General features: G+C 59.5%; 16 protein-coding genes. All 16 read right to left on the bottom strand.

Annotation, left to right across the window (positions count from 1 at the left end; translation table 11 throughout):
- Positions 1 to 81: 81 nt before the first annotated feature.
- Complete coding sequence (locus GSF67_RS14145) at positions 82 to 327, bottom strand: LuxR C-terminal-related transcriptional regulator (RefSeq protein ID WP_006309988.1); 246 nt, start codon at positions 325 to 327, stop codon at positions 82 to 84.
- Between the two features lie 465 nt (positions 328 to 792).
- A complete protein-coding gene (locus GSF67_RS14150; protein WP_006309989.1) occupies positions 793 to 1,833 on the bottom strand; it encodes an AraC family transcriptional regulator in 1,041 nt (346 codons plus the stop codon).
- A gap of 87 nt (positions 1,834 to 1,920) precedes the next feature.
- Positions 1,921 to 2,520: a phosphonate metabolism protein/1,5-bisphosphokinase (PRPP-forming) PhnN gene (gene phnN / locus GSF67_RS14155; RefSeq protein WP_006309990.1), complete on the bottom strand. Its 600-nt coding sequence runs from the start codon at positions 2,518 to 2,520 to the stop codon at positions 1,921 to 1,923.
- Positions 2,517 to 3,653 carry an alpha-D-ribose 1-methylphosphonate 5-triphosphate diphosphatase gene (locus GSF67_RS14160; RefSeq protein ID WP_006309991.1) on the bottom strand — a complete coding sequence of 379 codons (1,137 nt, stop codon included), beginning with the start codon at positions 3,651 to 3,653 and terminating at the stop codon, positions 2,517 to 2,519. The genes phnN and GSF67_RS14160 overlap by 4 nt, the downstream gene beginning before the upstream one ends.
- Positions 3,650 to 4,348, bottom strand: coding sequence for a DUF1045 domain-containing protein (locus GSF67_RS14165; protein WP_176072028.1), 699 nt, complete (start codon positions 4,346 to 4,348; stop codon positions 3,650 to 3,652). Before GSF67_RS14165 ends, GSF67_RS14160 begins: the two co-directional genes overlap by 4 nt.
- Positions 4,349 to 4,622: 274 nt before the next feature.
- Positions 4,623 to 5,972, bottom strand: a complete 1,350-nt coding sequence (phnE, locus tag GSF67_RS14170) for a phosphonate ABC transporter, permease protein PhnE (RefSeq protein WP_006309993.1) — start codon at positions 5,970 to 5,972, stop codon at positions 4,623 to 4,625.
- The gene (phnE, locus tag GSF67_RS14175; RefSeq protein WP_050813462.1) at positions 5,972 to 6,958 is read right to left on the bottom strand and encodes a phosphonate ABC transporter, permease protein PhnE; all 987 of its coding nucleotides are present in this window, start codon (positions 6,956 to 6,958) and stop codon (positions 5,972 to 5,974) included. Before phnE (GSF67_RS14175) ends, phnE (GSF67_RS14170) begins: the two co-directional genes overlap by 1 nt.
- 70 nt (positions 6,959 to 7,028) lie before the next feature.
- Positions 7,029 to 7,934, bottom strand: a complete 906-nt coding sequence (gene phnD, locus GSF67_RS14180) for a phosphonate ABC transporter substrate-binding protein (protein ID WP_006309996.1) — start codon at positions 7,932 to 7,934, stop codon at positions 7,029 to 7,031.
- Positions 7,935 to 8,019: 85 nt separating this feature from the next.
- Positions 8,020 to 8,880 carry a phosphonate ABC transporter ATP-binding protein gene (gene phnC / locus GSF67_RS14185; protein ID WP_006309997.1) on the bottom strand — a complete coding sequence of 287 codons (861 nt, stop codon included), beginning with the start codon at positions 8,878 to 8,880 and terminating at the stop codon, positions 8,020 to 8,022.
- 237 nt (positions 8,881 to 9,117) lie between these two features.
- Positions 9,118 to 9,735 (bottom strand): DapH/DapD/GlmU-related protein, encoded by a 618-nt coding sequence (locus GSF67_RS14190; protein ID WP_006309998.1) that lies wholly within the window; start codon positions 9,733 to 9,735, stop codon positions 9,118 to 9,120.
- Entirely contained in the window at positions 9,732 to 10,439 is a 708-nt protein-coding gene (gene phnL / locus GSF67_RS14195; RefSeq protein WP_006309999.1) for a phosphonate C-P lyase system protein PhnL, read from the bottom strand. The genes GSF67_RS14190 and phnL overlap by 4 nt, the downstream gene beginning before the upstream one ends.
- A 67-nt stretch (positions 10,440 to 10,506) precedes the next feature.
- Entirely contained in the window at positions 10,507 to 11,283 is a 777-nt protein-coding gene (gene phnK, locus GSF67_RS14200) for a phosphonate C-P lyase system protein PhnK (protein ID WP_006310000.1), read from the bottom strand.
- Complete coding sequence (locus tag GSF67_RS14205; protein WP_006310001.1) at positions 11,280 to 12,182, bottom strand: alpha-D-ribose 1-methylphosphonate 5-phosphate C-P-lyase PhnJ; 903 nt, start codon at positions 12,180 to 12,182, stop codon at positions 11,280 to 11,282. Before GSF67_RS14205 ends, phnK begins: the two co-directional genes overlap by 4 nt.
- 133 nt (positions 12,183 to 12,315) lie before the next feature.
- Complete coding sequence (locus GSF67_RS14210; protein ID WP_006310006.1) at positions 12,316 to 13,425, bottom strand: carbon-phosphorus lyase complex subunit PhnI; 1,110 nt, start codon at positions 13,423 to 13,425, stop codon at positions 12,316 to 12,318.
- A gap of 1 nt (position 13,426) precedes the next feature.
- Positions 13,427 to 14,035 (bottom strand): phosphonate C-P lyase system protein PhnH, encoded by a 609-nt coding sequence (gene phnH / locus GSF67_RS14215; protein ID WP_006310007.1) that lies wholly within the window; start codon positions 14,033 to 14,035, stop codon positions 13,427 to 13,429.
- Positions 14,035 to 14,496, bottom strand: a complete 462-nt coding sequence (gene phnG, locus GSF67_RS14220) for a phosphonate C-P lyase system protein PhnG (protein WP_006310008.1) — start codon at positions 14,494 to 14,496, stop codon at positions 14,035 to 14,037. The genes phnH and phnG overlap by 1 nt, the downstream gene beginning before the upstream one ends.
- Positions 14,497 to 14,541: the final 45 nt, after the last annotated feature.

A 14,541-nucleotide genomic window follows, 5' to 3' on the forward strand; every position in this document is an offset into this window, starting at 1 on the left:
TTGACGCAGAAAGCCGCTCATTCGGTTTTCAGCTTACGAGAGGGGACGTTTCGCGTAAGCCTGGATAAAGCAGAGGGTTGATCATGCGTCCTGTTCGATCAGGCCGCGCAGCAGGGCAATGCTGACGGCGTTCAGCAGATTGGCAGCACCCAGCCTGTTTCGCACCCGTTCCAGAGTATCCTTCACTTCCGTTTCGTCCGCACCGGTTATCAGGGCGACGTGGGACGGATGTTTACCCCGTGCAACGAGCCCCAGATAACGTCGCTCACGATCCGAAAGGACGATATCGCGCGTCTGATGATGTTCATGCGGCGTTTTTGAAGACATTTTCTTTCAGCCTCAAAAGAGATGGACCTGTCCCGGGTGCGCGACCATCTGTTGATCTCGCCTCCGACACTGGCGCGTTAACCGCTCTGCCTACACGCGAACAGAAACGTGAATTTCGCCGATAGGTTTCATCTCGCATCAGGAATTATGCAGTAAAAAGCCGCTTTCGCAGCCAGCCGATCCCGATGGGGACGTTATTCCGGGGCATTGGAGGAACTGCCACGCCAATTGCCGAGATCACAATCACGGGTCTTGCGCAGAATGCAGTTTCAAAGCTCTGGAATGTTTTCGTCATATCCCCGGGATATGCGGCGCTCTCATAAGCGATGTGCCGCGCCAATAAAATAACATCGGGCGCCAAGTTTTGCATTTCTATTGTTACGTTTTGGCACATCTTCCAAAAAACGCCGACATATTTCTCAAGTTTTATGCGTATTTTCGAAATATTGATGCCGGTGACATCTGTCAGCCGGCGGAATGATGCGCGTGTTTCCTGCGAATATCCGTCGGTGTTGCCCCGAACCAGCGCGAAACGGAGCGCGAAAAGGCGCCGGGTGTGGAATAACCCAGCCTGTAACTGATGTCGGATACTGGAAGATCGCTTTCGACAAGGAGTTTGAAACCGGCGGTTTTGCGAATGGCGTCCTTTATCTCGTTGAGATTGGTGCCAAGCTCGGCGAGCCGCCTTTGGAAACTTCGTTCCGACAGGTTGAAATAGGGCGCGATCTCTCCGAGTGAAAGTTCTGCGTCCGACAGCCGCATCTGCATGTAGCGTTTCACCTGATCGATGAAATGGGTCGGGTCCACCGATGTTTCAGGCCGCAACATCCGGCATTGCAAGTTCATCAATTCGAACAAGCGCTCATCCGCATTCGGATTGGCCACATCCAGAAGCGATGCCGGAAGTCGCATCGTGTGGATGGCCTGGGAAAAACTGACCCGTCTGGTCAGTCTCTCTTTAAATAGCTGAATATTATTGGGTTTCTGTCGCTCCAGACCGATTTCGATCTGGTTTACGCGTTCTCCGAGAATATCGCGCAACCGCTGCACCAGAACGGCAAGTGACAAATCTACATATTGATCGCGTTTGGCGATCCCAGGCGCGAAGGACCATGAGAGGGTCACCTGCGCGGCCTCCGTCACCATGGTAAAATTGCTATTATTGGTGGCGTAATAAACATGGTCCTGAAGAAAACGCAGGAACGACCGAACCGTCGGAGCACTGATCAGCCCATAACCGAACGCGCCGGATGCACCGGCTGGAAACGTGGCGGCGCATTGCAGGCCGAAAGCGTCATCGCCGGAAATCAAGGCGCAGGTTTCGAGCAGACGGGAAAATCTGTCGAGGCTGATGCGTTCCGTCAGGCTGCTAAATGTGGCGGGATCGATATCCAGGGCCTTGCAGATGGGAACGATATCGATGCCCCGTGAGCGGGCATAATTACTGACGCCAGCGGCCAGACCGGCGACCACAGATATCTCGTCACTGACCCTTTTTTCGGGCATCCCTCGCCTTGGCGTACCATGTTTGGAAATTGTCGCCTGATGGTAAGCCTTGAAAACGTGTTTGTCGAGCAGCCCGGCTGCGGCATTTTAAGGGTGGCTGGAACCGGCGCTTTGCTGCAGCACCTGCATGATTGTCTTGCCGGCATCTTCGATTGCACCGCTATTATCGACCGTCGTGACATCGAAGTCCCCGGCAACGGCCAGCGAGCTGCGTTCCAGCCGGCGCAGGATATCGTCCCGGCTTTCCCGTCCGCGCTGTTCCAGCCGCCTCGCCAGCACATCCGGCCGCGCAACGATGTTCACGACCTTCAGACGGGAAAAGGCGGTACCGAAATGGGGAAGCGCCGAGCGCGAACCATTGGCGATGACAACGTCTCCCGATTCGAGATGGCGATAGACGGCGGCCGGAATGCCGTATTTCAGACCGTGCGCCTGCCAGGAGACCGCGAAGGCACCTGCGTCTTCCAGCTGGTTGAACTCGTGCATCGAAACGGCATCATGGTTTTCACCGCCCGCATCGCAGCTGCGGGTAATGACGCGGCGCGTGAAATGGAAACCCGGGCGGCCGGACAGCTGTGCCGCCGCATAGTCCATCAGCGTGTCCTTGCCGGCCCCGCTCGGACCGACAATCACGATCATCGTGCCGGGCGACAATGTGCGCCGGCTATCGTCTCCATCGGTGGTCATGCCACGCGCTTGCCCTGGCGCCAGACAGAACGGGCGACCGGCACGCCGTCCTCGCGATGAACCCGCACCAGATCCGCCCGCAACCCGGTCGCGATACGGCCCCGGTCGACAAGGCCGACCGTGCGTGCCGGCGTGGCGGTGACCATGCGCAGTGCTTCCGGCAGGCTGATAGCTTCCACCTGATCGGCGAGCAGGAACGGCGCGAAGAGCAGGCTGAACGGCACGTAATCGGAAGAAAGAACATCCAGCACGCCGATCTCGGCCAGATCGCGGGCGGCGATATTGCCGGAATGGGACTTGCCGCGAACGATGTTCGGCGCACCCATCAGGACGCTCATGCCGGCGCTGTGCGAAGCTTTCGCAGCCTCGACGCTGGTGGGAAATTCCGCCAGTTTAACGCCGTGACCGATGGCTTCGCCCACATGCGCTTCAGTCGCGTCGTCATGGCTTGCGACCGTGATGCCGCGCTTGGCGCAGCTGGCCGCCAGATAATCGCGGTGCTTGGCGGAATATTCGGCCGATGCAGCCTGCCGGCGGCGCACAAACTCGGCAAAAGCCTCGTCGCTCAATCCGCGCTTCTTCTGATAATAGAAGATATACTGGTCCATCGACTGGAACTGGCGCTGGCCCGGAGAGTGATCCATCAGCGAAATCAGCCGAACGCGCGGATCGGTTTCGAAGTCCTCGAAATGTTCCAGCACATCGGCGGAAGCGACCTCACAGCGCAGATGCAGCAGGTGGTCCGCACGCAGGCGGTTCTGATCCGCCGCCGCTTCGATGGCATCAGCCATCTCCCGCATTTCGCCCTTTTTGAAACCACCATCCTCGTCCGAGCCAAGCCGCAGGCAATCGAACACGGTGGTGATGCCGGACGATGCAACCTGTGCATCATGGGCCTGAATGGCGGCGATCTTGTCCCAGATCACGCCGGGGCGTGGTGAGTAGTGCTGTTCAAGATGGTCGGTATGCAGTTCCACCAGACCGGGGATCAGGAAATCGCCTTCGAGGTCTTCTCCGGTTTTGGAAGCGCCTTCGCTGATATCGGCAATCTTGCCGTCACGGATCAGAACGGATCCCAGAATAATATCGTCTTCCAGGACGATACGGGCATTGGACAGGGCGTGCTCGGTCATGGGTTCGCATCTTTCTTTGGCTGCTGGCCAAGCGGGTGCCAGCTATGAACGGTAAATGGCGCGCCGCGCGTTTCTTCAATGAATAAAGCGAGGCCGGAAATGGTGAGGGGCCGGTCGGTGAATTCAGTAAACCGGGTCGAGAGAACCTCTTGCACGGCGGGCTGCTCTTCTTCGTCGATACGGCCGGTCAGCGTCATGTGGAAACGGAAGTCATCCATGACATGCGGATAACCCCAGAGAGAGAGATTCTGTCGCTGGCTTTCCGTCAGCATTTGCGGCCGCCGGCGGGCAATATCGGTCTCGGACAGGGGCGCGCGGAACCTATCGAAGTGATCAACGACCTCTGCGGCAAAATCCTGCAGCGGCTGGTAAACGCGATCCGGAACCAGCGCGAAAAACGGCCCAAGCGCGCCGACGACGACGCGTGGGATCTCGAAGGCGGACTGATTGGCCGCGAAATCTTCGAGGGCCGCGAGCAGCTCGGCCTCGCTGTATTTTTCGGCGAGCTCGAAAGGCGCTTTCAGAGTCGCGTGGAAACCGTAACGGCGCGGTTCCTCCGTCAAATCGGCATAGTCGTCGTGGTCGTCATGCAACGTGCCGGAAAACGCATTGCGGCCCAGCCAGCGCGACGCTGCTTCAGTCAGCGGATGATCTTTAGCCGGAGAAAAATAGATGGCGTAGCGCACGGCAAGCACTCTTCAGTGTCATGAAAACCAGGGATGAGAAGCTATTTGGCGTGACTCGGCCGCTTCCCGCAAGGTCAGGAGTGCGAGGTAATCGCTTTCCGTGACAGAATGATGATGCAGATGGAAAAAAGCGCATTCAAAACGCGGCAAATCTTCCGAACGCGCTGAAGTCGTAGAGGGAGATGGTGAGGAGATATGGCCAGCGCAAACCAGGACTGCGTGAGCGTGCGCGGTGCGGGATAACGAACGTCATCGCGACTTTCATTATCCCGCCCGTTTATGCCTAGTGCTGTGTTTTCCCGATCAGGCGCGAACGCAGCGAATTGGAAATATGGTCGAACAGGAAGACAACGAAGAGGATGAGCAGGACCATATAGGCGACCTTGTCCCAGTCGGCATTGGTACCCATCGCTTCCAGTAGTTTCAGGCCGATGCCGCCGGCACCCACCGCACCGATGATCGTGGCGGAGCGGGTGTTGCTTTCCCAGAAATACAGCGATTGCGAAATGAAGACTGGCAACACCTGCGGCAACACGCCGAAGCGGTTGACCGCGATCGGGGATGCGCCGACCGACTTGACGCCCTCGCGCTGCTTGTCATCGACATTTTCCAGCGCCTCGGCATAGACCTTGCCGAGCGCGCCGGTATCGGTGAAGAAGATCGCGGCAATTCCGGGGATCGGTCCCGGGCCGAAGCTGCGGGTGAAGAACAGCGCCCAGATCAGCATGTCGATGGAACGCAGGAAATCGAACAGGCGCTTCATGCCCCAGTTTGCCGCCCTGTTGGCGGTGATGTTGCGCGCTGCGATGAAGGCGAGCGGCAGGGCGACAAGCGTGCCGAACAGCGTGCCGACAAATGCCATGACCAGCGTCTGCATCAGCTTGGACAGGATATCGGCATGTTGCCAGACGCTGTTGTCGAGGAAATCATCGACCATATGGCCGATATTGGAGCGCGCGGGATCGAGCCGCTCTCCCCAGAGCGCGAGAGCCGCAAGCTCGCCATAACCCTTGCCCCAGAATTCCGATTTGGTGTCGAACAGGAAGTTCGCCCAGCCGAGGAAGCGGCGCTGCACATAGACCTGGCTGGTGCGGATCTCCGCCTGGCCGGCAAAACCGTAATGCACGAGAACCTTCTTGCCGTCCTGCTGGATTTCGTCGGGCAGGCCCTGCGGAGCAACAACTGCATCGTCGTTGATGATGACGGGGTAGTTCTTGCCGTCGACATAAACATCCACCCGGGTCGGCGTTATATCGAGGCGGTTTTGTGTGCCCGCATAAACGACGCTGTAACCGCCGTCCGGCAGGGGCTGCAGCCAGTCGATTTTTGCATCGGCCGGATATTGCCCGCGGCTCGACCATTGCGGCGCGACCTTGCCGTCTTCGAAACGCAGGCGCGGCTGGGCACGCCAGGAATACCAGTCCTGAATATAGCTGGAGGCGCGATCCCAACGGCCCTGCATGAAAGCCGGGCCGACATTGAAGAAGAAAAAGCAGCCGATGAGATAAGCGGTGGCGACGAGAAGGCCGACGAGCAGACCATATCGCTGCATGAAACTGCGGTTGAACACCTGCGGATGCGCAGCCGTCAGCCTCTCGCGCTCGGCGGTGTTGAGAATGAAGCTGGACGACATCAGGCCGCTCCCCGTCCGAATTCGAAGGATTGTTGGCCGATCAGTCTGCGGCGCAGCCAGCTGGAGAACTGGTCGACGGCGATGATGGTGATCAGCAGAAGGATGATGATGGCATAGGTCTTCGAGGCGTGATCGTTACCGATCGACAGGCGGAAGACTTCGCCGATGCCGCCGCCGCCCACAGCGCCGATGATGGTGGAGGCGCGCACGTTGATTTCGGCGCGCAGCAGCGCATAAGAGACGAAATTGGGCAGAACCTGCGGCACGATGGCGAAGCGCACCCGCTCCAGCCAGTTGGCACCGGCGGCACGCAGGCCTTCATCCGGCTTCATGTCGGCATTTTCCACGACTTCGAAGAACAGCTTGCCCAGCGCACCGATCGTATGGACCGAAATCGCGATGATGGCGGCGATCGGACCGATCGAGAGGATAGCGGTCAGCAGCCCGGCGACGACGATTTCCGGAAAGGCGCGCAGCACTTCCATCACCCGGCGCACCACCCAGCGCACAAGACCGGCACCGACGAGATTGGTGGAGGCAAAGAAGCAGAGCACGAAGGCGAAACTTGTGCCGATGATTGTCGAGACAAGGGCGATATTGAGCGTGATGATCAGCTGGTAGATGAAGTGCGGGATGTAGAAACCGTCGGCGATGTAAACGCGATCGGCGACATAATTATATTTCAGCGAACCGTCCGCATAAGGCGACGGCAGGTCGAACATCGCCCGGAAGATTTCCAGCGGACTGTCAGGCACGAAGGTCTTCATGAAATCGAAGAAATAGGGCAGGCGCTCGAAGAACTTGCCTGAATTGGCCGCATTGGCGAAATTCAGGGAGGCGGCGAGGATGACGAGAAAGATCACGAGCGAAATGACGGTATAGATCCGTCGTGTCGCAAGCTGCTGTTGATAATGGCGCATGACCGTCCGGGACGATGCGCTCAACCCCTCGGGTGATAGGGTACCATTGTGCAGTGTGGTCGCCATGCCGCTTTTCCTTTATTGGCAAAAGCGGCGACGCCGCAAGGCACCGCCGCTTCCGGATATGATCTGAGGATCAGCCGCCGATAACGGACTTACGGGCGTCGATGATCGTCTGGTAGAAGGACGGATCGACCTTGATGTAGGCGGTGTTCTTGCCCTGGGTGAAGCCCTGGAAGCATGCGAGGTCCTTCTTCGGCAGTTCCATGAAGAAGTCTTCGACTTTCTGCTTCATCGCGTCGCCGAGCTTGTTGGTGACCATCAGCGGACCGTTCGGGATCAGCGGCGACCTCCAGACCTGAACGATATCGTCCATGTCCAGATTGCCCTTCTTGACCATCTGGTAGAGGTTGCCGGCGGTGTAGCCTTCTTCCCACTTGCCAACGCCCGAACCGAAGGTGGTGCCGACGTCGAACTTCTTGTCGAGAACGGCGAGAACGAGGTTCTCATGGCCGCCGCCGAAACCGGTTTCGGAGAAGTATTCCTTGACCGGAACGCCGGTTTCCTTTGGGATAGCCACGTTCGGAACGAGGAAGCCGGAGGTGGAGTCGGGGTCGGCGAAGCCGATCTTCTTGCCCTTGGCATCAGCCAGCGTCTTGATGCCGCTGTCCTTGCGGGCAACCATGATCGTGTAATAACCGGTCGAACCATCGGCGCCGGCCGTGGTCAGGATCGGGTCGACAGCCTTCGGGTCGGCCAGAGCGATCTTGGCGTAGGAGGATGCGCCCATGGAGGCGATGTCGATGGTGCCGCCGAGCAGGCCCTGGATGACGCCGTTATAGTCCGGCGACGGGAAAACCTGAACTTCGGAAACACCGGTTGCAGCCTTGAGGCCATCTGCAACGCACTTGGTGTTGCGGATCTGGTCGGCTTCGTTTTCGGAACCGTCGAGACCGATGCGCAGAACCTTGACGTCCTGAGCCATGGCGGAACCGGCCAGAACGCCAACGGCGACTGCCGAAAGAAGGACTTTCTTCAACATGGACTTTCTCCTGTTTCCCGGCGAGCCGGAGTTTGTTGTGAAATGTCGGCCCTTGACGCGGGCGCAAACGATGCTGAGCGGTTCCTCAGAGCCCGGCGAGAGCGAGCGGTTCGGGGCCGGCAGATTGCTGAACCGGACGCGCGGCAAGCTGCGCGCCGGGAATATTGATGCTGGTCGAGGTCATGGTCTCGTCGATGCCGGAGCCTTGAGAATCGGTTCCGTAAATCTCGGTAACGGCGGCAGCCGTCAGCTCGTCGGGGGTTCCATCAAAGACGACACGACCCTGAGACATGCCGATGATGCGTTCGCAATAATTGCGCGCCGTATCCAGCGTGTGCAGGTTGGTGATGACGGTGATGCCTTCGCGTTCGTTGATGTCGCGCAGCGCGTCCATCACGATCTTGGCATTGAGGGGATCGAGCGAGGCGATCGGCTCGTCGGCGAGAACCATCTTTGGAGACTGCATCAGTGCGCGGGCAATGGCGACGCGCTGCTGCTGGCCGCCGGAAAGTGTGCCCGCCGCCTGCATGGCCACATGCTCGATGCCGAGGCGCTCCAGCGCGGCGATCGCCATCAGCCGTTCCTCATGGCTGAAGATGTTGAACAGGCTCAGAGCCGTCGAACGGTGGTTGAGGCGGCCGAGCATGACGTTGGTGAGCACGTCGAGGCGCGGCACCAGATTGAACTGCTGGAAGATCATGGCGCAGTCGCGCTGCCAGTTGCGCAGCGCCGCACCCTTCAGCGACGAGACTTCCGTATCGTTGAAATGAATGGAACCCGAAGACGGATCGACGAGGCGGTTGATCATGCGCAACAGCGTCGATTTGCCGGCGCCCGAGCGTCCGATCACACCGACCATCTGACCCTGCGGTATCTCGACATCAACGGAATCGACCGCAGTGTGCTTGCCGAAACGGCGCGTGACTTGCTTCAGGTGAAAGCTCATTTCCCCGTCCAATCTTCTTTTGACGGGGTTCGACGTAACAGCGGTGCGTGAAGCGGGAGTGTCAGTTTGATGAAGAAAATATTACATAATTCACAGATACGACACCCGGGGGGTTCGCCGACAAACCTTCGTCAGGCTTGTCATGCGGTGGAAATCCCGCCTGGCATATCAGGAGCCGACAAACAGAAATCCCGGGACATGGCCCCGGGAATGCAATTGCTTCGGGATAAGCGGAGTTCATCCGCCATATTTCGCCACGAAATCCTCGGCGTCGAGTGCGCGGAAATCCTCCAGCGCGCTGCGCAGCCTCGCATGGTCCCAATCCCACCAATTCAGATCATCCATGCGCTTGCCAAGCTCCGCGGGAAAACGCTCGCGGATCAGCCGGGCGGGCACACCGCCGACGATGGTGTAGGGCGCAACATCTTTGGAAACGACCGCCCCGGCCCCGATGACTGCACCGTTCCCCACCGTCATGCCGGGCAGGATGGTCGCACCATGGCCGATCCAGACATCGTGGCCGATCACCACCCGTTTGGCGCGGCGGGCGGCGAAGAAGTCAGTTTCATCTTCGGCGTCGTCCCAGTAGCTGCGGGCGCGATAGGTGAAATGGTGCAATGTGGCCCGCTGCATCGGATGATTGGTGGCATTGATGCGGACGGAAGCGGCGATGTTGACGAATTTGCCGATGGTGGCACACCAGATTGCGCCATCCTGCATGACGTAGGAGTAGTCGCCCATCTCGACCTCCTCGAGGCGGCAGCGCTCCGAAATTTCGGTATAGCGGCCGATCGAAGAATTGGTGACGCGGGCACTTTCATGGATGACGGGTTCGAGACCGACCTTGACACTCATGCCGCTGCCTTCCGCGGAGAGAATTGCGAAACGTCGAGAATGCGGTCAGCCACGGCTTCGCGCACCTCCTCGTCGTGGAAGATGCCGAGCAGCGCGGTGCCCTTTTCTTTTTTCTCCCTGATCATGTCGACCACCACACGCCGGTTGGTGGCGTCGAGCGAGGCGGTCGGCTCGTCGAGAAGCAGGATCGCATGATCGGTGATGAAACCGCGGGCGATATTGACGCGCTGCTGCTCGCCGCCCGAAAAGGTTGCTGGTGGTAGCGACCATAATTCCCGTGGCAGGTTGAGTTTCGAAAGCAGCGTGGCCGCCTGCTCACGCGCATCTTCAGCGGCAACCTTGCGCGCCAGAAGCGGCTCGGCAACCACGTCGATGGCCGCGACACGCGGCACCGTGCGCAGGAACTGGCTGACATAACCGATGGTGCGGTGGCGGATATCGAGGATCGTGCGCGGCGAGGCATTGCCCATATCGATGACCTCACCCTGATGGCGGATGAGGATCTGTCCGCTGTCTATGGCGTAATTGCCATAGAGCATTTTCAGGATCGAGCTTTTGCCGATGCCGGAAGGGCCGCCGAGCACGACGCACTCGCCGCCCGAAACGGAAAAATTGACATCGCGGACGACAGGCAATTCGATGCCGTCGCGAAGATGCATGGTGAAGCTTTTGAAGACTTCCGAAACGATAAGGGGCGTCGTCATGGTGGGTTCTTTCTTCCTGCGCGTGATTTTATCCGAAAACCGGGGACCACTTTTCGGAGCGACGCGGCTAGACCTGCAAAATGGAGGAAACAAGCAATTGCGTGTAAGGCTCGCGCGGATCGTCCAGCACCCGGTCGGTGAGGCCATGTTCGATGACGTCACCGCCCTTCATCACCATCATGCGATGGGATAACAGCCGCGCCACCGCCAAATCATGGGTGACGACGACGACCGCAAGGCCGAGATCGTTGACGAGACCGCGCACGAGATCGAGCAGGCGTGCCTGCACCGAAACATCGAGGCCTCCGGTCGGTTCATCCATGAAGACGAGGCGGGGGGAAGTGACCAGGTTGCGGGCAATCTGCAGGCGCTGGCGCATGCCGCCGGAAAAGGCGCGCGGCTGGTCGTCGATACGGTCGGTGCCGATTTCCACCCGCTCCAGCCATTCGCTCGCCGATTGCCTGATGTTACCGTAATGCCGGTTACCCACGGCCATCAGCCGCTCGCCGACATTGGCGCCGGCAGACACCGCCATGCGCAGTCCATCCGCCGGGTTCTGGTGCACGAAACCCCAGTCGGTGCGCATCAGAAAACGCCGTTCGGCCTCGCCCATATGATAGAGGTCGCGCACTGAGCCGTCGCGCATGCGATATTCCACGCTGCCCGCCGTTGGCATCAGCCGGGTGGAAATGCAGTTGAGCAACGTGGTTTTGCCGGAACCGGATTCACCGACGATCGCCAGCACTTCGCCCGGATAAAGCTCGAAGGACACGTTGCGGCAACCGGCGCGGTCGCCGTAATATTTGGAAACGTCCCGGACTTTCAGAAGCGGTGTGTCGCTCATTCTGCGGCCTCCTTCACATCCGCCAGCAGATGGCCCTTGTGGCCATGAGCACGGCGGTCTTCGCAATGGTCGGTATCGGAGCAGACGAACATGCGTCCGCCCTTGTCATCCAGTACCACCTCGTCGAGATACACATTCTCACCGCCGCACAGGGCGCAGGGCTTGTCGAAGCGCTGGATTTCGAAGGGGTGATCTTCGAAGTCGAGGCTGACGACATCGGTATAGGGCGGCACGGCATAGATGCGCTTTTCGCGCCCGGCGCCAAACAGCTGCAACGCATCCGACATATTCATTTTCGGATTGTCGAATTTCGGTGTCGGCGACGGGTCCATCACGTAGCGCCCGGCCACCTTCACCGGATAGGCATAGGTGGTGGAGATGCGGCCGTTGCGGGCGATGTCCTCGTAAAGCTTGACGTGCATCAGGCCATATTCCTCCAGCGCGTGCATGACGCGGGTCTCGGTCTCGCGCGGCTCTAGGAAGCGTAGGGGCTCGGGGATGGGAACCTGATAAACGAGCACCTGTCCGGAATGCAGTTCTTCCTCCGGAATGCGGTGCCGCGTCTGGATGATCGTCGCGTCCTTCGTACGGGTGGTGACGGCCACATCAGCCACCTTCTGGAAAAAGGCACGGATGGAAACCGCATTTGTGGTGTCGTCCGCGCCCTGGTCGATGACCTTCAGCACATCATCAGGGCCGAGGATGGAGGCGGTCAACTGCACGCCGCCGGTGCCCCAGCCATAGGGCATGGGCATTTCACGGGAAGCGAAGGGAACCTGGTAACCGGGAATGGCGATGGCTTTCAGGATCGCCCGGCGGATCATCCTTTTGGTCTGTTCGTCCAGATAGGCGAAGTTGTAGGCAGCCAGCCCGTCGTCAAATGAAACTTCTTTAAGCATTGCGCGTTAGCCTTGTGAAAAAAGGAGTACAAGCTCATGGAGATTGGAATTCTTGCAGCCGTGTTCTTTGCTGTCTTTGCAGCATCGACCGTCTTTTGCGCCTTCTGGTTTGGCGAGCAGCACAGCCGCTGAGCTATTCGGCCGCATCGCTCATCCATTCCGCGCCATTGGCGTTGATTGCCTCGAAATCGGCGCGCATCTTGCGCACCAGACCGAGTTCGGCCTGAAAATCCACGTAATGCGGCAGTTTCAGATGCTCGACGAAACCTGTCGCCTGCACATTGTCGGCATGTGAGATGACGAATTCCTCGTCCTGCGCGGGGGCGACGACATCTTCGCCGAATTCGCCGGCGCGCAACGCTCGATCGACCAGCGACATCGCCATCGCCTTGCGTTCGCTCTGGCCGAAGACCAGACCGTATCCGCGGGTGAATTGCGGCGGTGCCTTGGCCGAACCCTTGAACTGGTTGACCATCTGGCATTCGGTGACCTTGATATCGCCGAGCGAGACGGAAAAGCCGAGTTCCGGCACATCAAGCTCTACTTCCACCTCACCGATGCGGATTTCGCCGACGAAGGGGTGGGTGCGGCCGTAACCGCGTTGTGTCGAATAAGCGAGCGCCAGAAGGAAACCTTCGTCGCCGCGCGCCAGCGATTGCAGGCGCAGGTCGCGCGGCATGGGAAACTCCATCGGTTCCCGTGTCAGGTCGCCGGCAATATGATCGTCCGGCATGTCGCCGTCGCTTTCGATCAGCCCCTCCTGGGCGAGGATATCGGAAACGCGCATGACATATTCCGGCTCACCTTCCCGCTGGGTAGCAGTTTCGACGGCCCCGTCTTCGAGGAGGGAGGGATCGAGCAGCCGGTGGGTGTAGTCGAAGGTCGGACCCAGCAGTTGCCCGCCGGGCAGATCCTTATAGGTTGCGGAAACACGCCGCTGCACCGCCATGTCAGCGGTATCCACCGGAACCGAATAGCCGAAGCGCGGCAGCGTGGTTCGATAGGCGCGTAGCAGGAAGATGGCTTCGATCATATCGCCGCGCGCCTGCTTGACGGCAAGGGCCGCAAGCGACTGGTCGTAGAGCGAGGCTTCCGCCATCACGCGGTCGACGGCGAGCGACAGCTGCGAAACGATCTGCGCCACAGTCATGGCGGGCAGGTCGCGGTCTCCGCGCCGCTGGTCGGCCAGCAGCCGGTGAGCATTGGCGATGGCGGTCTCCCCGCCTTTGACTGCAACATACATCTTATGCCTCCACGGGTTTGATGCGCGTCGTACGCGGCAGGCAGACGAATTTATCGCCAGCGGTCAGGATGACATCGACGCCGCGCGGGAAGATGGCGTTGTTCTCAGCCCAAAGCATTGGGAATATATCCGGAAGGCCGGAAGGGCTGATGATGTTGACGTGGCGGATGCCGGGGCCGGAGAGCAGCAATTCCCGCCCGCCGTCCAGATCGGACAATTCGATGATGAGTGTCGTCGAGCGGTCGGGATATTCCTGGCTGCCCTGGGCGAAAAGGCCGAAGGACGCGATGGCGCTGCCCGCCTCGATGACGGCGAAATGCGCAGCCGCTTTTTCTTCCGTCGCAGGTGCGCCGGTGTGAAATCCGATCCAGCCCGGCACTGCGGTCTTTCGCAATGCGCCGTTCAGCCAGACCGGTGTATCGTGGTCGCAGAGCGCCAGCAGAACCGCACCGGTGGCGGCGGCAAGTGGCAGCGGCGGGGCGACCGCCGTTTCGATTGTCTGCGGTGTGCCCGGACGGGCCATGCCGTCCATCAGCTTCTTGAAAATACGCTGGGAATCGAAGACGGCGCTGGAAAAGCCGCCCGTCAATGCTTCGGCTTTCACACCCATCAATCTTCTCCTCGAACCATGGTGAAGAAATCGACCCGCGTGGCTGCGGTTTCTTTGGTTTTCCGTTGCTTCTCTTCGCTCAGTCTCTTTTCGACCGGTGAAAGGAGCTCGGCCTCGATAAAGCCCCGGGTCTGACTTTCCTGCCACAGCGCGTCGAAAACGGCGGCATACCAGGCCTTCTTGCGGCCGGTGCCGAGAACATGCGCATGACCGACGGTTCCCGAGGCCAGCTTGACGGTCGCGCGGGTGACGGCGGTCTCGCCGAGATTAAAGGGCGCACCGCCGCCGCCGATACGGCCCTTGACCATGACGAGGCCGGTTTCCGGCCCCCGCACGTTTTCCGTCTGCGGGCTGGCATCCTGCCGGCTCCAGACCGTTTCCAGTTCCTGAACGGTGGCACGGGCAAGAAGCGCCGCCACCCGTTTCCTTTCACTGTCTATATTCGCAGCTTCGTTATTCATCGCTTGACCTCTAATGTCTATTGATATAGACAACTATACAATATA

The sequence above is a fragment of the Agrobacterium sp. CGMCC 11546 genome, assembly GCF_013365515.1.
GTDB classification, from domain to species: domain Bacteria; phylum Pseudomonadota; class Alphaproteobacteria; order Rhizobiales; family Rhizobiaceae; genus Agrobacterium; species Agrobacterium fabrum.